General features: G+C 68.4%; 17 protein-coding genes and 3 pseudogenes. 8 read left to right on the top strand and 12 right to left on the bottom strand.

Translation table 11 applies throughout. The features are described from left to right. Positions 1–1,388: pseudogene (locus Rai3103_RS12565) on the bottom strand (glycine--tRNA ligase). 83 nt (positions 1,389–1,471) lie between these two features. After that, positions 1,472–1,783, bottom strand: coding sequence for an antibiotic biosynthesis monooxygenase family protein (locus Rai3103_RS12560; protein ID WP_153572884.1), 312 nt, complete (start codon positions 1,781–1,783; stop codon positions 1,472–1,474). A 60-nt stretch (positions 1,784–1,843) separates the two neighbouring features. Between Rai3103_RS12560 and Rai3103_RS18270 the strand changes: the two genes are divergently transcribed. The 5 genes and pseudogenes from Rai3103_RS18270 (at position 1,844) to Rai3103_RS12530 (ending at position 5,014) form a co-directional block, all read left to right on the top strand. Then, the gene (locus tag Rai3103_RS18270) at positions 1,844–2,335 is read left to right on the top strand and encodes a metal ABC transporter solute-binding protein, Zn/Mn family (protein WP_194793129.1); all 492 of its coding nucleotides are present in this window, start codon (positions 1,844–1,846) and stop codon (positions 2,333–2,335) included. Further along, positions 2,278–2,786, top strand: a pseudogene (locus Rai3103_RS19090) (metal ABC transporter substrate-binding protein). Before Rai3103_RS18270 ends, Rai3103_RS19090 begins: the two are co-directional and overlap by 58 nt. Then, entirely contained in the window at positions 2,783–3,592 is an 810-nt protein-coding gene (locus Rai3103_RS12540) for a metal ABC transporter ATP-binding protein (RefSeq protein WP_153572881.1), read from the top strand. Before Rai3103_RS19090 ends, Rai3103_RS12540 begins: the two are co-directional and overlap by 4 nt. Continuing rightward, positions 3,592–4,584: a metal ABC transporter permease gene (locus Rai3103_RS12535; RefSeq protein ID WP_194793127.1), complete on the top strand. Its 993-nt coding sequence runs from the start codon at positions 3,592–3,594 to the stop codon at positions 4,582–4,584. Before Rai3103_RS12540 ends, Rai3103_RS12535 begins: the two co-directional genes overlap by 1 nt. 28 nt (positions 4,585–4,612) lie before the next feature. Next, positions 4,613–5,014, top strand: a complete 402-nt coding sequence (locus tag Rai3103_RS12530; RefSeq protein ID WP_153572880.1) for a Fur family transcriptional regulator — start codon at positions 4,613–4,615, stop codon at positions 5,012–5,014. A 30-nt stretch (positions 5,015–5,044) separates the two neighbouring features. Here the strand turns inward: Rai3103_RS12530 and Rai3103_RS12525 are convergent, their stop codons facing one another. Genes Rai3103_RS12525 through Rai3103_RS12510 form a run of 4 tightly spaced genes read right to left on the bottom strand, consistent with a single transcriptional unit; the run spans position 5,045 to position 9,670 of the window. Beyond that, positions 5,045–5,689: a LutC/YkgG family protein gene (locus Rai3103_RS12525; protein WP_153572879.1), complete on the bottom strand. Its 645-nt coding sequence runs from the start codon at positions 5,687–5,689 to the stop codon at positions 5,045–5,047. Next, positions 5,676–7,181, bottom strand: coding sequence for a LutB/LldF family L-lactate oxidation iron-sulfur protein (locus tag Rai3103_RS12520; RefSeq protein ID WP_153572878.1), 1,506 nt, complete (start codon positions 7,179–7,181; stop codon positions 5,676–5,678). The genes Rai3103_RS12525 and Rai3103_RS12520 overlap by 14 nt, the downstream gene beginning before the upstream one ends. Beyond that, positions 7,178–7,957 carry a (Fe-S)-binding protein gene (locus Rai3103_RS12515; RefSeq protein WP_153572877.1) on the bottom strand — a complete coding sequence of 260 codons (780 nt, stop codon included), beginning with the start codon at positions 7,955–7,957 and terminating at the stop codon, positions 7,178–7,180. The genes Rai3103_RS12520 and Rai3103_RS12515 overlap by 4 nt, the downstream gene beginning before the upstream one ends. Positions 7,958–7,990: 33 nt before the next feature. Then, the gene (locus tag Rai3103_RS12510) at positions 7,991–9,670 is read right to left on the bottom strand and encodes an L-lactate permease (protein ID WP_422396005.1); all 1,680 of its coding nucleotides are present in this window, start codon (positions 9,668–9,670) and stop codon (positions 7,991–7,993) included. Between the two features lie 111 nt (positions 9,671–9,781). On the opposite strand from Rai3103_RS12510, the gene Rai3103_RS12505 reads away from it, so the two are divergent. Beyond that, positions 9,782–10,519 (top strand): FadR/GntR family transcriptional regulator, encoded by a 738-nt coding sequence (locus tag Rai3103_RS12505; protein ID WP_153572875.1) that lies wholly within the window; start codon positions 9,782–9,784, stop codon positions 10,517–10,519. 25 nt (positions 10,520–10,544) lie between these two features. Here Rai3103_RS12505 and recO read toward each other — a convergent pair whose 3' ends face one another. After that, positions 10,545–11,285, bottom strand: a complete 741-nt coding sequence (recO, locus tag Rai3103_RS12500; protein ID WP_153572874.1) for a DNA repair protein RecO — start codon at positions 11,283–11,285, stop codon at positions 10,545–10,547. 63 nt (positions 11,286–11,348) lie between these two features. On the opposite strand from recO, the pseudogene Rai3103_RS12495 reads away from it, so the two are divergent. After that, a pseudogene (locus Rai3103_RS12495) lies at positions 11,349–12,122 on the top strand (isoprenyl transferase); the annotation flags it as partial. 187 nt (positions 12,123–12,309) lie between these two features. Here the strand turns inward: Rai3103_RS12495 and Rai3103_RS12490 are convergent. Next, positions 12,310–12,816 carry a mycothiol transferase gene (locus Rai3103_RS12490; RefSeq protein ID WP_153572872.1) on the bottom strand — a complete coding sequence of 169 codons (507 nt, stop codon included), beginning with the start codon at positions 12,814–12,816 and terminating at the stop codon, positions 12,310–12,312. Positions 12,817–12,927: 111 nt separating this feature from the next. Here Rai3103_RS12490 and Rai3103_RS12485 point away from each other — a divergent pair, with 111 nt between their 5' ends. Next, positions 12,928–14,094, top strand: coding sequence for a globin domain-containing protein (locus tag Rai3103_RS12485; protein WP_153572871.1), 1,167 nt, complete (start codon positions 12,928–12,930; stop codon positions 14,092–14,094). Between the two features lie 116 nt (positions 14,095–14,210). Here the strand turns inward: Rai3103_RS12485 and leuA are convergent, their stop codons facing one another. From leuA to Rai3103_RS12465, 4 genes are all read right to left on the bottom strand, one after another. After that, positions 14,211–15,896 (bottom strand): 2-isopropylmalate synthase, encoded by a 1,686-nt coding sequence (leuA, locus tag Rai3103_RS12480; RefSeq protein ID WP_228489342.1) that lies wholly within the window; start codon positions 15,894–15,896, stop codon positions 14,211–14,213. Positions 15,897–16,165: 269 nt separating this feature from the next. Further along, on the bottom strand, positions 16,166–16,876 hold the full coding sequence (locus tag Rai3103_RS12475) for a response regulator (RefSeq protein WP_228488902.1): 711 nt from the start codon (positions 16,874–16,876) through the stop codon (positions 16,166–16,168). Positions 16,877–16,935: 59 nt separating this feature from the next. Beyond that, complete coding sequence (locus Rai3103_RS12470) at positions 16,936–17,331, bottom strand: ATP-binding protein (protein WP_153572868.1); 396 nt, start codon at positions 17,329–17,331, stop codon at positions 16,936–16,938. Then, complete coding sequence (locus Rai3103_RS12465; protein WP_194793126.1) at positions 17,304–18,230, bottom strand: histidine kinase; 927 nt, start codon at positions 18,228–18,230, stop codon at positions 17,304–17,306. Before Rai3103_RS12465 ends, Rai3103_RS12470 begins: the two co-directional genes overlap by 28 nt. Between the last annotated feature and the right edge of the window lie 68 nt (positions 18,231–18,298).

Below are 18,298 nucleotides of genomic sequence, written 5' to 3'. Positions count from 1 at the left end.
TCAGCAGCCTACGAGCTTGCCACCCAGATAGGAGGCAACCTGCGAGATCGCGATGCGCTGCTGGGTCATGGTGTCGCGCTCCCGGACGGTCACGGCCTGGTCCTCGAGGGTGTCGAAGTCGACGGTCACGCAGTAGGGCGTGCCGATCTCGTCCTGGCGCCGGTAGCGCTTGCCGATGGCCTGGGCGTCGTCGAAGTCCACGTTCCAGTACTTGCGCAGCTCGGCGGCGAGTTCCTTGGCCTTCGGCGTCAGGTTCTCGTTGCGGGACAGCGGCAGCACGGCGACCTTGACCGGTGACAGGCGCGGGTCGAGCTTCAGCACCGTCCGCTTGTCGACGCCCCCCTTGGCATTGGGGCCTCGTCCTCGACGTACGCATCGGTGAGGAAGGCCATCAGCGAGCGGGTCAGGCCAGCGGCCGGCTCGATCACGTACGGCGTGTAGTGCTCGCCCTTGGCCTGGTCGAAGTACTCCAGGACGGTGCCCGAGTGCTTCGAGTGGGTGCCCAGGTCGAAGTCGGTGCGGTTCGCGATGCCCTCGAGTTCGCCCCAGTCGGAGCCCTGGAAACCGAAGCGGTACTCGATGTCGACGGTCCGCTTGGAGTAGTGCGAGAGCTTCTCCTTGGGGTGCTCGTAGAAACGCAGGTTGGCCGGGTCGATCCCCAGCTCGACGTACCACCGGTGGCGGTTGTCGATCCAGTACTGGTGCCATTCCTCGTCACTGCCGGGCTCGACGAAGAACTCCATCTCCATCTGCTCGAACTCGCGGGTGCGGAAGATGAAGTTCCCCGGGGTGATCTCGTTGCGGAAGGACTTGCCGACCTGGCCGATCCCGAACGGCGGCTTCTTGCGCGCCGCGGTCATCACGTTCTTGAAGTTCACGAAGATGCCCTGGGCGGTCTCCGGGCGCAGGTAGTGCAGGCCGGACTCGTCCTCTACCGGGCCGAGGTACGTCTTCAGCATCATGTTGAAGTCGCGCGGCTCGGTCCAGCGGCCCTTGACCCCACAGTTCGGGCAGTTCACCTCGGCCAGCGGCACCTGGTCGGGGTCGGCGATGCCGTGCTTGGCGGCGTGCTCCTCCTGCAGGTGGTCGGCGCGCATCCGCTTGTGGCAGGAGAGACACTCGGTGAGCGGGTCGGTGAAGACACCCACATGGCCGGAGGCGACCCAGACGTCACGCGGCAGGATGATCGAGGAGTCCAACCCGACGATGTCCTCACGCCCGGTGACCATCCACTTCCACCACTGGCGCTTGATGTTCTCCTTCAGCTCCACGCCGTAGGGCCCGTAGTCCCACGCGGACCTCGTACCACCGTAGATCTCGCCGCTGGGGAAAACGAAGCCGCGCCGCTTGGCGAGGGAAATGACATTGTCGAGCTTGCTCGGGGCCACGTGTGTTCACTCCGTCTGTCTGTCCGGGGGCATCCGGCTGATGCCACCGCCGGTCAGCCTAGCCGAACGGCCCCCGGCCGACGTCAGTCGGCACCCCGGGGGACGTTCTCCCCCAACTCCTCGGCCGGCAGGTAAGCGGACGGCTCATCCAGGGCGTACGCCATCACCGGCATCAGCGCGTACGTCGCCGCCGCACCACTGATCGCGCGGCGGTAGCTGCCGGGATCCGCCCAGCGGGTGACGAGGGCCCACAGCCCCGGTTCGTCGAGGTTGCGGACGAGGTCGACCCCGTCCACCCCGGGCCGGGTACGGAAATGGGCGACCGCGGCCCCCGCCGCGGTCTCGAAGTCCGCCGTACGCCCCTCGGGGACGTGGAAGCGATGGATGACGAGCACATGCGGAAGCCTACCCGTCTGGTTTTGACAATCATTCTCACCTTGTTGACAATGATTGTCATGAAGATGTCAGGCCCACTCGCCCTCGCGTCCGGACTCGTCGCCGTCGCCCTCCTGGGCGCCTGCACCGCCTCTCCGTCGGCCTCGAAGCCTGGTGGAACGGTCCGGGTGGCGGCGGCGATCTACCCGTACGAGTGGCTGGCCCAGCGGATCGGCGGCGACCGGGTCACGGTGCAGGGCCTCCTGCCACCCGGCGGGGAGGCCCATGACCTCGAGCTCACTCCCCAGCAGGTCGGCGAGGTGACCACCGGCAGCGACCTGGTCATCTACGAGTCCCACTTCCAGGCGGCGGTCGACGCCGCCGTAGGTCAGGGCACGAAGGGTCGGGCCCTGGACACCCGCACCCTGGTGCAGAACCTCGACACCACCGAGGCGGCCGGGGCCACGACACCGAGACCCCCACCGACCCGCACGACGCCAAGGCCGATCCGCATCTGTGGCTCGACCCGACGAACATGGTCACCGTCGCGAACGCCGTGCGCGACCAACTGACCGCGCTCGATCCAGCCGGCGCCGACTCCTACCGGGCCAACAACGACGCCGTCGTGGCCGATCTCAAGGCGGTGGACACGGAGTACTCCTCCGGCCTGACCACATGCGAGCGACGCGGGTTCGTCACCTCCCACGAGGCGTTCGGCTATCTGGCCCGCCGCTACACCCTCCAGCAGATCTCCATCCGGGCATGGATGCCAGCGTCGAGCCGACAGCCGCCCGGATCGCCGAGGTCTCCGACCTGGCCAAGCGGGAGGGCATCACGACGATCTTCTACGAGACGGCCGTCTCGCCCGCCGTCTCCCAGGCGATCGCCCGCGACGCCGGCCTGCGGACCGACGTCCTCGACCCGCTCGAGGCCAAGCCCACCGACACCACTCGCGGCGCGGACTACCTCGGGGTGATGCGGGCGAACCTCCAGTCCCTGCGCACCGCGAACGGGTGCCGATGATGACGGGTGACCCGACGACCATCATCGGCCTGCGGGACGTCTCGGTGACCCTCGGCGGCCTGCCGATCGTCCGTGGCGTCACCGCCGACATCGGCCGAGGCGAGTTCGTCGCGCTCCTCGGCGCAAACGGCTCGGGCAAGACCACCCTGCTGCGCGCCGTGCTCGGACTGGTCCCCCGCCGACGAGGCTCCATCGAGTTGTTCGGCGAGCGGCAGGAGTCCTTCCGGGACTGGCACCGGATCGGCTATGTCCCCCAACACGTGGACCCCGGCCTGCTCAGCGCCACCGTGCGCGAAGTCGTGGCGACGGGTCGGCTGCCGCTGCGACGGCCCTTCCAGCTGACGCGGCGTCGCGACCGGCAGGCGGTGGAGCGGGCACTGGCCGAGGTGGACCTGTCGGCCAAGGCGGGATCCCAGCTGGCCCATCTCTCCGGCGGCCAGCGCCGGCGCGCGCTGATCGCCCGGGCACTCGCCACCGATCCGGATCTGCTGGTGATGGACGAGCCGCTGGCCGGGGTGGACATCGCCACTCAGGAGTCGCTGGCCTCGCTGATGCGGACCCTGACCGCCGCGCATCAGCTCACCGTGCTCGTCGTGCTGCACGAGCACGGCCCGTTCGCCGACCTCGTCAGCCGCAGCCTGCTGCTGCAGGACGGTCGGCTGGTGTTCGACGGCGCCGGGTTCGAGAGCGCCGGCTCCACCCCACGCCTCCCCCACGAGCACCACCTGCCGCCCGAGCACGTCTCCTCGCACAACGACTGGGTGCCGGCCTACCCGTCCGTGGCCGAACCCGACCAGGAGGACTGATGACGACGATCCTCAGCTACCCGTTCATGGTGCGGGCGCTCGTCGCGGCGCTCCTCACCGGGCTGATCGCCCCGACGATCGGCATCTACATCGTCCAGAAGCGGCTCAGCCTGCTCGGCGACGGTCTGGGCCACGTGGCCATCGCCGGCGTCGGCCTCGCCCTGCTCACCGGCACCACCCCGTTGCCGGTCGCGATCACGGTGGCCACCATCGGCGCCGTCCTGATCGAGTACCTGCGCCAGCACCAGCGCGCGTCGGGCGACGTCGGCCTGGCCATCCTCTTCTACGGCGGTCTGGCCGGAGGCGTGTTCATGTCCGGACTGGCCGGCTCCGGTGGCCTCAACCAGTACCTCTTCGGCTCGATCACCACCATCAGCAACGGCGACCTGGTGATGATCGTCGTGCTCACGGTCATCGCCCTGGTGGTGTCGGTCGGGCTCGCGGACCGGCTGTTCGCGGTGTCGACGGACGAGGAGTACGCCCACACCCTCGGCCTGCCGATCCGCTTCTACAACTACCTCACCGTCGTCCTGGCCGCCGTGGCGATCTCGCTGTCCATGCGGACGGTCGGGCTGCTGCTGGTGAGCGCCCTGATGGTCGTCCCGATCGCCGCCAGCCGCAATCTGGTCACGGGGTTCTGGATGACCATGGTGGTCGGCATGGGCGTCGGTGTGGTCGCCGCCACCGGTGGCATCCTCGGGTCGTACTACTGGAATGCCCCGCCCGGCGCGCTGATCGTCCTGATCGCGATCGGTGTGTTCATCGTGTCGCTGCCGATCGGGGAGGTCCTGACCCGGCGGCGACGGTCGGGACGCGAGCTCCCGGTGGTCCCGGAGGCCGTCCCGGCACCGCACGACCACGAGGAGGGGCACCCCCACGTGCACGGGGGTCCCGAGTGTCACCACCCCACGGTGCAGCACGGTGACCACCTCGACTACGTCCACGACGGTCATCGGCACGCGATGCACGGCGACCACTACGACGAGCACTGACACCGTGGGAACGGCAGGAGGAGACAGGATGGCCGTGGGCCAGCGGACGACCCGGCAGCGTGAAGCGGTGCGCCGGGCGATGGACGAGGTCGAGGAGTTCCGCACCGCACAGCAGGTACATGACCTGCTACGGGAACGGGGTGACCAGGTCGGTCTGACGACGGTCTACCGCACCCTGCAGGCGATGGCGGACGGCGGCGAGGTGGATGCGCTGCGCACGAACGACGGGGAGGTCGCCTACCGCCGCTGCACGACCGAACACCACCACCATCACCTGGTGTGCAGCCGATGCGGGCGCACGGTCGAGATCGAGGATCCCGACGTCCACGCCTGGACCCAGCGGGTGGGGGCCCAGCACGGCTTCCACGACATCCGCCACGATCTGGAGATCTACGGCGTCTGCGCGGAGTGCTGGGCCGCCCGCTCCTGAATCAACCTGCCTGAATCAACCCTGCCTGAATCAACCCTCGACGAGGATGACCCACAGGTGACGTGGGCCGTGCACACCCTCGACGCGGCTCAGCTCGATGTCGGAGGTGGCCGACGGGCCGCTGATCCAGGTCAGCGGCCGGCCCGCCCGGACCGACGTCGCGAGCCTCGCGACGGCCTCCGGGACGTCGGAGACGACGTCCGCAGCGCGAACAACACAGATGTGCCGGTCAGGCACCAGCGACAGCGCCCGGCGCCCCTGGCCCGGACCGTGGTCGAGGACGATCGTCCCGGTCTCGGCGATGCCGACGGAGCTCGCGGTGACCACTGCATCGGTGGCGTCGAGATCCGCCGCGGTGAGGGACCCGTCATCGACCCGTACGGACAGGTCCGCCGCCATCTCGAGCGTACGATGCAGCATCTCGTCGGTGCCGGCCGGCAGGACGACAGTCCGGGCGCCGGTCTCCATCAGCCCGCGCATCACCTGGCCGGGCAGCTCGGACGCTCCGCAGCGCACGACGGTGGCCTTGTAGTCGGTGACCGTCTCCACGAACCGGTCGACCACGTCGGCCATCGCCGTGGGCAGGCCGTACGCCCAGTCCACCGGGCCGTCCGGCTCGGCCACATCGGTCAACGAGGCCCGCACCCGGGCCAACACGTCGTCACGCGCGCTCATCATGGTTCTCCTTCCACCACTGGCGGAACGTCTGGGCCGGGACCATCGGGACATCACGGTTCTGCGTCCATCGCGACAGTGGTCCCGGCAGGGGGCCGATCGTCCGGATCGGGAGCAACTTGCCGGCCAGCGAACTGGCGGTGCCCGCGGCCTCGAGATGCTTGTGGTCGGCCATCACCCAGCTCGCCGCCTTCATCATGGCCGGCTCGAACTGGTTCAGCTGATGACGCTTCTTCTCCTCCACCACACGGTGGCGCTCGTGCACCAGCAGGTCGGAGATCGGGATCTTCACCGGGCAGACCTCGTTGCAGGCCCCACACAGCGACGAGGCGAACGGCAGCGACTTGTCGATCGGGTTCTCCACCCCGCGCAGCTGTGGGTTGAGGATCGCCCCGATCGGGCCCGGGTAGACCGAGCCGTACGCATGCCCGCCGACCCGCTCGTAGACGGGGCAGATGTTGAGGCAGGCGGAACAGCGGATGCACCGCAGCGCCTCGCGGCCCTTCGGGTCGGCCAGCGCGTTCGTCCGGCCGTTGTCGAGCAGGATGACGTGCACGTCCTGGGGGCCGTCACCGGCGGAGGGGCCGGTCCACATGGAGGTGTACGGGTTCATCCGCTCCCCCGTGGAGGAGCGCGGGAGCAGGCGCAGGAAGACCTCGAGGTCCTCGACCGTCGGCAGCACCTTCTCGATGCCGACGACCGAGATCAGGGTCTCGGGCAGGGTGAGGTTCATTCGCCCGTTGCCCTCGGACTCCACGACCACCAGGGTGCCGGTCTCGGCGACGGCGAAGTTGGCCCCGGAGATGGCGACCTTTGTCCGGAGGAACTTGTTGCGGAGGTGGGTGCGGGCGGCGCCGGCGAGTTCGGCGGGCTGCTCGGACAGTCCCTCGGGCGCCGGGGTGCCGTAGACGCCCATCTCCTCGCGGAAGATCTCGCGGATCTCGCCGCGGTTGCGGTGGATCGCCGGCACCAGGATGTGGCTCGGGAAGTCGTGGCCCAGCTGGACGATCAGCTCGGCGAGGTCGGTCTCCCAGGCGGCGATCCCGGCCTCCTCCAGGGCCTCGTTCATGCCGATCTCCTGGGTGACCATGGACTTGACCTTGGTCACCTCCTGTTCCCCGGTCGCCTTGACCAGGTCGACGATGATCCGGTTGGCGTCGGCCGCGTCGCGGGCCCAGTGGACCGTCGCACCCGCCTTCGTGAGGGACTCCTCGAGCGTCACCAGATGCTGGTCGAGGTGGCGCAGCGTACGGTTCTTGATCGCTTCACCGGCCGACCTGAGGTCCTGCCAGTTGTCGACCTCGGCGACGACCCGGGCGCGCTTGGCGCGGATGGTCCCGGTCGCGTGGCGCAGGTTGGCCCGCTGGACCTGGTTCTCCAGGCCCTTGACGGCGGCCTCGGGGAACGGCGCTGCGGGGCGCGTCGTCCACTCGGGCGGCGCGGGGGTGAGACGCCCGTCCTTGTCGCGGCGCGGCTGCTCGGTGGCGGTCACTGGTTGCCTCCTTCGGTCCGGGCCAGGATCTCGGCGAGATGGATCGGCTTGACCCCGCCGCGGTTGCGGTGGATCACTCCGGAGATGTTGAGTGCGCAGAGGTTGTCGCCGGTGACGAGGTATTCGGCGCCGGTGTCCATGACGTGGCGCGCCTTGTCGTTGACCATGGCCCGGGACACGTCCGGATTCTTCAACGAGAAGGTGCCGCCGAAACCGCAGCACTGCTCGGCGAACTCGAGCTCGATCAGCTGCAGGCCGCGGACGGCCCTGAGCAGCTGCAGGGGCGCATCCCCGACCTTGGCGACGCGCATGGAGTGACAGGTCGGGTGGTAGGTGACCCGGTGCGGGAAGTAGGCCCCGACGTCGGTCACGCCCAGCACGTTGACCAGGAACTCGGAGATGTCGAAGGTCCGCGCGGCGACCGCGGTGGCCTCCCGGGCCAGTCCGTGGTCCCCAGCCTCCTCGGCGAGCATCGCGTGCTGGTGGCGGACGGCGCCGACACAGGAGCCGGAGGGGCCGACGACGTAGTCGTAGTCGCTGAACGCCTTGACGTACGTCTTCACGCTCGGCAGGGCCTCGGGGTAGTACCCGGTGTTGGTGAACACCTGGCCGCAGCAGGTCTGTTCCTCGGGGAACACCACCCGGCAGCCGAGCCGCTCCAGGAGCGTGACCACCGCCTTGGGGGTGTCGGGGAACATCACGTCATTGGCACAGGTGGCGAAGAGTGCCACCGTCTTCCCGGCACCGGGAAGACCAGTAGAGGAGGGGGACGTCATTGTCTTTCCTTCATGGGGATGAGGAACGGAGGGTCAGGCCGGGAGCAGCCAGCCGAGGACCGGCGTGGACATCAGTCCGACGAGCACGCAGAGGAAGGCGAGCAGGGCGAAGCTCCAGCCGACGATCCGGCGCAGGATCAGTGACTCCTGGCCGATCAGGCCGACCGACGTGGCGGCGATCGCCAGGTTCTGCGGGCTGATCATCTTGCCGAGCACGCCACCGGAGGCGTTCGCGGAGACGGTGAGGAAGGGATCGAGGCCGATTTTCTTGCCGACGGTGGCCTGCAGGCCGCTGAAGAGGGCGTTCGCCGTCGTGTCGGAGCCGGTGACGTAGGTCCCGATCCAGCCGAGCACCGGGGAGAGGAAGGCGAACACCGCACCGGTGCCGGCGATCCAGGTGCCGATCGTGACGGTCTGGCCGGAGAAGTCCATCACGTACGCCAGGGCGACGACCGAGGCGATGGTGAGGGCGGTGAAGCGCAGCTTGTGGGCGTTGCGGCCCAAGGTCCCGACCACGGCGCGCGGGGGCACCCGGTAGATGGCAGCCGTGATGATGGCGATCACGGCGAGCAGAGTGCCGGGGGACGAGAGGAGCGCGAGCTTGAACGTGGTGCGGGTGACCTTGTGACCGGCGGCGTCCAGGATGTTGCCGGCCAGGCCCGGCCAGCCGAACTTGATGTCGGTCGCGGCCAGGGCGTTGGCGATCGGCGGGATCAGATTGACGATCGAGAACAGGGCGACCACGAGGATGTACGGGAGCAGCGCCATGGTGATCTTGCCGGCGGTGAGGCTCTTGGGGTCCGCGGGGGCGTGGGAGTCGCGTTCCAGCACGGAGTCGGGCTCCCCCATCATCCGCCGTGAGATCCGCTCCATCGCCTCGGCCGAGCCGGCGGGCTTCCAGAAGCGCATCAGGACGACACCGGCGGCAATGCCGAGCAGCGAGGCGATCACGTCGGTCAGTTCGACGGACACGTAGGAGGAGGTGATCCACTTGGCGACGGAGAAGACACCACCGATGACGACGGCTGCGGGCCACACCTGCTTGAGCCCCTTGCGCCCGTCGATCAGCAGCAGCATCAGGAACGGCACGATGAAGGCCAGGATGGCGGTCTGGCGACCGACGAAGGCGCCGATCCGGTGGTAGTCGAGACCGGAGACGTTGCCGGCCATGATGATCGGGGTGGCGATGGCGCCGAACGCGACCGGGGCGGTGTTGGCCAACAGCACGGTCATGGCCGAGCGGAGCGGCGAGTAGCCGATGGCGACGAGCATCACCGAGGTGATCGCGACGGGCGCGCCGAATCCGGCCAGCGCCTCGAGCAGGCCGCCGAAGCAGAAGGCCACCAGGATGCCGAGGACGCGGGGGTCGTCGGTGATCAACGAGAAGGTCGAACGGAGATCCTCGAACCGGCCGCTGACCACCGTGATGTCGTACATCCAGATGGCGGCCAGCAGGATCCAGGTGATCGGGAAGATACCGAACGCCGCACCCTGGAGGGCGGACAGCCCCGCCATGGTCACCGGCATGTGGAAGGCGAGGACCGCCACCAGCAGCGCGGCCAACAACGAGGCCAGACCCGCGAGATAAGCTTTCCATTTCAGCACGCCCAGGGTGATGAGCATGACCAGAATGGGAACCAGCGCCACCAGTGCGGAGGCGGTGACGCTGCCGAGTGGGCTGAGCGTCGGCTGGAAGGGAGTCATAGGGAACACCTTTGTCCTCTGTCACTACGTTCATGGAAGGTCAGCATTGGTCTGACCAACAGAAAGTACAGTAATCATTGGTCAGACCAATGGTCAAGGTGTGTCTTCTAGACTCTCCCCATGACCGTATCGAGAGGCGATGACGTGACTGAAGGCAGCCGAGCCTACGAGGTGGTCCTCAATCACATCGAGGAAGCCATCCTCGGCGGTTCCCTCGTGATCGGCCAGCAGCTCCCGCCGGAGCGGGACCTGGCGACCCAACTGGGGGTGAGCCGTGCCGCCGTACGCGAGGCGATCCATGCCCTGGTCGCGCAGGGTGTGCTCTCCGCCTCGGTGGGCCCCCGCGGCGGGACGCGGGTCGCGGCCTTCCGCACCGAGGCGCTGAAGAAGGTACTGCGGTTGCAGGTCGCCCTGGCGGACTTCCCGGTCGAGGACGTCACCGAGGTGAGGATCGCGTTGGAGCGTACGACCATCGCCGCCGCCTGCCGCGACATCACCGAGGAGCACCTCGAGGAACTGCGCGACATCCTCGACGAGATGGCGGTGGCCCAAGACCCCGACACCTTCAACGATCTCGACACCCGCTTCCACGTCGCCATCGCCAACACCGGCCGCAACACCCTCGCAACGGACATGACAATCGCCATCCGCGAGTCGTTGCGCCGGCCGATCGTGACCGCGGAGAAGAACATGCGGGACTGGCCGGCCTTCCGGCGCGCGACGATGGCGGACCACCAAGAGGTGTACGAGGCTCTGCTCGCGCGGGACCAGAAGCGGGCCGCGACGGCGATGGAGAGCCACATCCGGGCCGCCTACGCGATCCTTCCGATCGAGCCGCAGGCCCAGCCCCAGTCGTGAGCCGGCCGCAACCCCGGCGGAGCTACTACCTCTCGACCAGGGAGAGGGACCGCAGCCCACGCTCCATGTGCCAGTTGACGAACGCCGCGGTCAGACCGCTCGCCTCCCGCTGGACCGTGGCCTCCACCGCACTCGTCGCGGCCCAGTCCCCCACCAACAGGGCGCTGAGCAGGTTGAGGGTGGCCACTTGGGGATGGGCGCTGGCCGGGGGGCGACAGAAGCGGCACACCACACCGCCCGCCGCCGGGGAGAACGCGGTGTGCGGGCCGGGAGCGCCGCAGGAGGCGCAGTCGGTGAAGGTGGGCGCGTAACCGGCCACCGCCATCGACCGCAGCAGGTAGGAGTCCAGCACCATCGCGGCGGGGCGGGGGCCGTCGGTGGTCCCTCGCACCAGCACCGCCAGGGCCCCGACGAGCAGCCGGTACTGCTGCAACGCAGGCTGATGTTCTTCACCGACCAGCTTGTCGGCCGTCTCGACCATCACCTGCCCCGCCGTCCAGGCCGGGTAATCGGCCGCCAGCCGACCGCCGTAGGCCTGGATGGTCTCGACCTGGTCGACGTAGTGCAGGTTGCGCCCGCTGGCCAACTGCAGGTCGACATGGCTGAACGGCTCGAGCCGGGCTCCGAACTTCGATCCTGTCCGGCGCACCCCCCGGGCCACCGCACGCACCTTGCCGTGGGCGCGCGTGAGCATCGTGATGATGCGGTCGGCCTCGCCGAGCTTGTGCGTCCGCAGCACCACGGCTTGGTCGCGGTAGGTCGGCACCGCTTCATTCTACGGCGCGATCGGAGGCCGCACCGGGTGACGCGGCCCCACTAGGCTGATCCCATGTCGCGTCACACGCCGGCCCCTCCGCCACCCCATCCCTCCGGCGCCCGTCCGCCGGAGATTCCGGCCGGGAAGGTTCCCCGCCACGTCGCGATCGTGATGGATGGCAACGGACGGTGGGCCAAGGAACGCGGACTGAAGCGGATCGAGGGTCACGCCCGTGGCGAGGCGGTGCTGATGGACGTGCTCGCCGGTGCGATCGAGATCGGCGTGAAGTACGTCTCGGCGTACGCCTTCTCCACGGAGAACTGGAAACGCTCCCCCGACGAGGTGCGCTGGCTGATGGGCTTCAACCGCAATGTCATCGGCAGGCGCCGGGACGAACTGGACGCCATGGGCGTACGCATCCGATGGGCCGGTCGGCGCCCCCGGCTGTGGCGCTCGGTGATCCGTGAGTTGGAGACGGCCGAGGAACGGACCCGCGACAACGACACCCTCACCCTGCAGTTCTGCATGAACTACGGCGGGCGCGCCGAGATCGTCGATGCCGCCCGGCAGATCGCCCGGTTGGCCCGCGACGGCCAGCTGCGCCCTGAGGACATCACCGAGTCGTCGTTCCACCGGTTCCTCGACGAACCGGACATCCCCGACGTCGACCTGTTCATCCGTTCCTCCGGCGAGCAGCGGACGTCGAACTTCCTGGTCTGGCAGTCCGCCTATGCCGAGATGGTGTTCCTCGACACCCTGTGGCCGGATTTCGACCGGCGGGACCTGTGGGCCGCCATCGAGTCGTTCGCCGGCCGGGATCGTCGGCTCGGGGGCGCGGTACCGAACATCGAGGGCCGGACGGAGCAGGCAAGCGCCCTGCACCCGAACGCCCTGCACGTGGACAAGACGCCGTACGCCTGGGCGGAGCCGGTGGCCCCGGGCGTCCGGACCGACGTCATCCCCGAGGAGGAGGACGCCGAACCCGACGACGGGGCGCTGGGCTGACCGAACGCCCCAGAGCACCAGGGCCCGTTCAGCCGAAGAGCAGTCCCCGGACGTACGCCGCCTGCCCCGCGTGCTGGGCGGCGTCGTCGATGACGCTGACGAGCCGCACCCCCCGTGTCACCGGCGGGTCCCAGCGGTCGTCGACGATGTCGTCGAACTGGTCGGCCCCGACCGAGGCGATGTAGGCCCGGGTGGCGTCGACCGCGGCGTCCAGGTAACCCAGCAACAGGTCGGTGTCGTCGACCACGACCTTGCCTGCGGTGGAGACGTCATGGCCGTACCCCATCGAGCGGGCCGGCAGGTCGAGATCGAACCGTTCGAACCACCCCTGGGAGGTCCAGACCTGTGGCGTGCCGCAGAGTGGTGCGATCTGCACGTCCTGTTCGCGAGCGATGTGCCACACCAGCCAGGAGATCGAGTTGTGGTCCCCGCCCGGACGGGCATTCGCCTGATCGGGCGTCAATCCGCGCAATACCTCGTGACAGACCTCCCGGCTGCGCTCGATGCCGTCGATGAGCAGGTCGTTGACGATCATGGTCAAAGCCTAGCGATGACCTCGTCGGTGACCTGGATCACGATCGTTTTCAACGGATAGTCCGAATCAATCGATTACTGTTCCGGCAACCCCAACGAAGGAGTACACCCCATGCTGTCGGACACCTCCCGCCCGATCATCGCGGCCACCGCTGCCGTCGTCGCGGAACGCATCCCCTTCATCACCCCGGAGTTCTACAAGCGGATGTTCGGGGCACGCCCCGACCTGCTCGACGGGATGTTCAGCCGCTCGAACCAGATCACCGGTGAGCAGCCGAAGGCGCTGGCGGGATCGATCGCCGCGTTCGCGATCTGGCTGCTGCAGCACCCGGACTCCTACCCGGAGTCGGTGCTCTCCCGGATCGCCCACAAGCATGCCTCGCTGGGACTCAAGGAGGACGAGTACCCGACCGTCTACGAGCACCTCTTCGGTGCCATCGCGGCCGATCTCGGCGACGCCGCCACCCCCGAGGTCGTCGAGGCCTGGACCGAGGTCTACTGGCTGATGGCCCACGCCCTCATCTCGATGGAGAAGAACCTCTACGCGAGCCAGCCCAACGACAAGCCCTTCTCCCCGTGGCGGGTGACCAAGAAGGAGATGACCGGCGGCAATGTCGCCGTGATCAGTTTCGAGCCCGCCGATGACACCGCTGTGGCACCGGCTAGGCCCGGCCAGTACGTCTCCATCGAGGTCCCGACGCCCGACGGCATCCGCCAGCCGCGCCAGTTCACCCTGATTCCCGCCCCGGCCGGCACCCGCCGGATCGCGGTCAAGCTCGACCCGAACGGCGAGGTGACCCCGCTGATCCACGAGAAGCTCCGGGTCGGCGACGTCTACGACCTGTCCAACCCGTATGGAGATCTCGTCCTGCGCGACACGCAGGTCCCGCTTGTCCTGGCCTCGGCAGGTATCGGCGTCACCCCGATGCTCGCCCTGCTCCACGCCCTGTGCGAGCGCGGGTCGCAGCGCGAGGTCATCGTGCTGCACGCCGACCGGTCCTCGGCCGAGTGGCCGCTGGCGGACGAGATGAAGCAGCTCGTCGCGGACCTGCCGAATGCGCGGATCGAGACCTGGTTCGAGGAGGGCGGCGACGGCGACCACGAGGGCTACATGGACATCAGCGGTGTGTCGATCCCGTGGGAGGCGAACGTCGTCATGTGTGGCCCGCTGCCCTTCCTGAAGGCCGTCCGCTCGCAGGTCATCTCGTCGGGCCACCCGTCGGAGCAGGTCTTCTACGAGATCTTCGGCCCGGACCTGTGGCTCGTCCAGGGCGAGTGATCGCCACACGGCACTGAACGCCACGAAGCCCTGCTCTCTCCTTGTGGGAGGCAGGGCTTCGTGTTTCCGGGCGGGTCAGGGGTGGCGACTGCCCGGAGTCCAGGGGTGCGGTGCCGTCAGCGGATGGCGCGGTTGACCGCGTGGGTGACCGCCTGCAGGGAGGCGGTGATGATGTTCTCGTGGATGCCTACGCCCCACATGATCTGGGCGTCGTCACCGTCGCCGATCTCGCACTCGACGTACGCGGCCGCCTTGGCGTCGCCACCGGCGGCCATCGCGTGCTCGGAGTAGTCCAGGACGCGGACCGACCGGGTGCCGAAGCTCGACAGCGCGTCGACGTAGGCGGACACCGGGCCGTTGCCCTCGCCGTGGATCACCAGCTCCTGGCCGTTCATCGTGACGGTCGCGTCGATGGTGTCCACACCGTTGTTCTGGGTGCGCACGCCCAGGACCTGCAGCGGCCCGGCGGTCTCGATGTACTCGTTGTTGAAAATGTCCCACAGCTGCCGGGAGCTGATCTCGGCGCCCGAGGCATCGGTCGCCTGCTGGACGACGCGGGAGAACTCGATCTGCAGTCGCCGCGGCAGGTCCAGCTTGTAGTCGGCCTTCATCAGGTACGCCATGCCGCCCTTGCCGGACTGCGAGTTCACCCGGATGACGGCCTCGTAGGTGCGACCGACGTCGTGCGGGTCGATCGGCAGGTACGGGGCCTCCCAGGCGTTGTCCCGCATGGGGGTGCCGGTGACCTTCGCCTGCTTCTCCAGGTCCTCCAGGCCCTTCTTGATGGCGTCCTGGTGGGAGCCGGAGAAGGCGGTGTAGACCAGGTCGCCCGCGTACGGGTGGCGCGGGTGCACCGGCAGGCCGGTGCAGTACTCGACGGTGCGACGGATCTCGTCCATGTCGGAGAAGTCGATCATCGGGTCGATGCCCTGGCTGAACAGGTTCATCGCCATGGTGACCAGGTCGACGTTGCCGGTCCGCTCGCCGTGCCCGAACAGGCAGCCCTCGACACGGTCGGCGCCGGCCATCAGCGCCAGCTCGGTCGCGGCGACGGCCGTGCCGCGATCATTGTGCGCGTGCAGCGAGACGGTGACGAACTCCCGGTGGTTGACGTTGCGGCAGAAGTACTCGATCTGGTCGGCGTACACGTTCGGCGTCGACATCTCGACCGTCGCGGGCAGGTTGAGGATGATCTCCCGGTCCGCGTCCGGCTGCCAGCGGTCCATCACCGCGTTGCAGACCTCGACGGCGTAGTCGGTCGGCGTCTGGGTGAAGATCTCCGGGCTGTACTCGTAGCCGAAACGTACGTCGCCCAGGTACTGCTCGGCGTACTTCATCACCAGATCCGTGCCGCGGCACGCCAGGTCCTTCGCCTCGTCCTCGTCCATCTTGAAGACGACCCGGCGGAACATCGGCGCCAGCGCGTTGTACATGTGGATATTGGCGCGGGCGGCGCCCTGCAGGGACTGAGCGGTGCGCTCGATCAGGTCCTCGCGCGCCTGGGTCAGCACGGTGATGGTGACGTCGTCGGGGATGCGGTCGTTGTCGATCAACTGCCGGACGAAGTCGAAGTCAGTCTGGGAGGCCGACGGGAAACCGATCTCGATCTCCTTGTAGCCCATCCGCACCAGCATGTCGAACATCTTCTGCTTGCGGCTGGGCGTCATCGGATCGATCAGGGCCTGGTTGCCGTCTCGCAGATCGGTGGAGAGCCAGCGCGGGGCCTTGGTCAGCTTGTTGTCCGGCCACGTACGGTCGGGCAGGGCGACGGGCTCGAAAGCGTGGTAGCGCCGGATCGGCATACCGCTGGGCTGTTGCACGGGGCGAGTCTGCGGCACAGTGCCGAATGCTCCGGTGAACGTGGGGGCGGCGACGGTCGACTGCGGACCGGTGGCCTGGGGAACGGTATTGGTGGTGGTCATCATTTCCTCGCTGTCATGAGTGGCGGACGGCACGCTTCGACTCCGCAGCGAGGAGGCCGAACTCAGTAGGCCTCGCTGCGGCAAGGAAGGAGAATCATGACCTTGACCACGTCGTCGACTCTAGCTGATGGATCCACTGTGTCAACAGGTCATCCCATCGGGGCGGGGACCATCGCGCTGCGGGAGGAGGCCGCACGCTCAACCAGCAGGGCGACCTGGACACGGCTCGGCACGTCGAGCTTGGCCATGATGTGACTGAGGTGCGTCTTCACGGTGGCCTCGCTGCAGCCGAGTCTCCGGGCGATCTGCTGGTTGCTCAGATCCTCGTGGACGCAGTGGGCGACCTCCAGTTCCCGGGGCGTCAGCAGCGCCAGCAGACCGAGCGCGCGGCTGTTCTGCTCGCGGTGGCCTGCGTCGACGAACTGCCGGATGAGGTGGGCGATGCTGCGCGGGGAAAGAACGGCATCCCCGTGGTGCACCGTACGCACCGCCTGCTGCAGATCGACCGGCGCCACGTCCTTGAGCAGGAACCCGCTCGCCCCTGCCTCCAGGGCGTCGAAGACGTAGCTGTCCAGGTCGATCGAGGTCAGGGCGATGACCTTCGGCGGATTGATCTCTCGCTGTAGGCGGGCCGTGACCGCGATGCCGTTCACCGTCGGCATGTGCAGGTCCATCAGCACCACATCGGGGTGGTGGGCATGGACGGCGTCGATCACCTTCCCACCGTCGGAAGCCTCAGCGACCACCCGAATATCGCGCGCGCTCTCCAGGATCATCCGAACGCCGTTGCGCGCCATCGCGTCGTCGTCGACCAGCATCACCCGGATGGGCCGGGTGTCCCCCGCATCACTCTGTGTCACATCGATGAGGCTAGGAGAAGCCTCTGACATCGGCCGCCCGCAGCTCGGCCCGCCCCTCCTCAGCGGCTCGTTCGACCTTGCCACGGCAGGGATGCCTCGACCACGAAGTTCCCTCGGTCATCCGGTTCAGCGCTGAGGATCCCGCCGAGGAGGGCAGCACGCTCCTGCATGCCGATGAGGCCGTTGCCCGACCCGGGAAGGCCGGAATCCGGGCCGAGCGCATTCGTCACCGTGACGTGGATGCCCGTCGTGGGGCCGGCTATGAGATCGACGCGGATGGGCTGGCCTGGTGCATGCTTGAAGGCGTTCGTCAGGGCCTCCTGCATGATGCGATAGGTGGCTCGATTCAGCAGGTCCCCCGCCTGATCAGCGTCCTGGACCATGATCGTGGCCTCGATGCGAGCCCCGGAAGACCTCGCCGACTCGATCAGCTCGGGCAGGGTGGCGAGCCCCACCCGAGGAGCGAGGTCCGGGTCGCCTGCCATCGGAGCGCGATCGGGAGTCGGCGGCTGTCGCAGTGCGCCGACCAGTTCACGCAGATCCTCCAACGAGCGATGAGCACTCTCCCGCAGGGCCTCGGCTGCTTGCGCCACCTGGGGGAGCCGTCCAGGGCGGCAGTCTCGAGCGCCCCCGAGTTCAGCGAGATCAGCGACAGGCGATGCGCCAAGGTGTCATGGACCTCGCGGGCCAGACGCTCACGTTCCTCCAGGCGCACGGTCGCCGTCGCGAGTCGTTCGCTGCGGTCCTCCGCCTGCGCCCGGGCTTCCTCTGTCTCCCCCAGGTCCTGTCGCGAACGGACCAGCCAGGCGCTGCCGAGGACCACCACACCGGAGACGAAGGCGATCCCGAGGCTCACGCCGAGTTGAAGTTGCGGATCCGGCGTCGCAGACAGCGGGGACGACGAGCTCAACGCGGCAGCCCAGGCGCTGTCCCGCCAGGGGCGCAGCCCGTCGCGCAGCCCTGCCACCAGCGTGAGCGCCCCTGCGACGGTGGAGGCGATGGCGCCCTGACGGCGACCGCGATGCACGACCACCGACGCCGCCCCGAACAGCAGCAGCAGGCTGTCGAGCTGGAGCACCACCGTGAGCAGGACACCGGCCACCATCGGCACCCAGGGGTGCGCGCGGCGGGCGAACAGGGTGGCCATCGCGACGAGCCAGGCCAGCAGCGCCAGCACACCGACACTCGTCAGCTGACCACCGAGGCCGACATGCGACTGGTAGGCGGGAACGACGCTCAACGAACCCACGAGAGCGACCAGACACACCAGCACCGCGAGTGAACCGCCCAGGACCGTCCACGCCACGCGGCGCACCGTCACCAGGGTGGGCGGGACTTCCGAGGGCTTCTGCACGCGGTTGATCATACGTTCGATTCCCCGTCCGGGAATCAGCCGATCGGATGATGCCGCGACTCTCGCCT

It is taken from the genome of Raineyella fluvialis (assembly GCF_009646095.1).
Taxonomy (GTDB): domain Bacteria; phylum Actinomycetota; class Actinomycetes; order Propionibacteriales; family Propionibacteriaceae; genus Raineyella; species Raineyella fluvialis.
The sequence above is the reverse complement of the archived record's forward strand: the minus strand, read 5'-3'. Positions and strand labels throughout refer to the sequence as shown.

What these genes read in the sequence shown, in the direction of transcription:
- Rai3103_RS12515 (WP_153572877.1), bottom strand. Translation starts at nt 7,957, where the DNA reads ATGACGTCCCCCTCCTCTACTGGTCTTCCCGGTGCCGGGAAGACGGTG.
- Rai3103_RS12540 (WP_153572881.1), top strand. Translation starts at nt 2,783, where the DNA reads ATGATGACGGGTGACCCGACGACCATCATCGGCCTGCGGGACGTCTCG.
- Rai3103_RS12530 (WP_153572880.1), top strand. Translation starts at nt 4,613, where the DNA reads ATGGCCGTGGGCCAGCGGACGACCCGGCAGCGTGAAGCGGTGCGCCGG.
- Rai3103_RS18270 (WP_194793129.1), top strand. Translation starts at nt 1,844, where the DNA reads ATGAAGATGTCAGGCCCACTCGCCCTCGCGTCCGGACTCGTCGCCGTC.
- leuA (WP_228489342.1), bottom strand. Translation starts at nt 15,896, where the DNA reads ATGCCGATCCGGCGCTACCACGCTTTCGAGCCCGTCGCCCTGCCCGAC.
- Rai3103_RS12535 (WP_194793127.1), top strand. Translation starts at nt 3,592, where the DNA reads ATGACGACGATCCTCAGCTACCCGTTCATGGTGCGGGCGCTCGTCGCG.
- Rai3103_RS12485 (WP_153572871.1), top strand. Translation starts at nt 12,928, where the DNA reads ATGCTGTCGGACACCTCCCGCCCGATCATCGCGGCCACCGCTGCCGTC.
- Rai3103_RS12505 (WP_153572875.1), top strand. Translation starts at nt 9,782, where the DNA reads ATGACCGTATCGAGAGGCGATGACGTGACTGAAGGCAGCCGAGCCTAC.
- Rai3103_RS12525 (WP_153572879.1), bottom strand. Translation starts at nt 5,689, where the DNA reads ATGAGCGCGCGTGACGACGTGTTGGCCCGGGTGCGGGCCTCGTTGACC.
- Rai3103_RS12490 (WP_153572872.1), bottom strand. Translation starts at nt 12,816, where the DNA reads ATGATCGTCAACGACCTGCTCATCGACGGCATCGAGCGCAGCCGGGAG.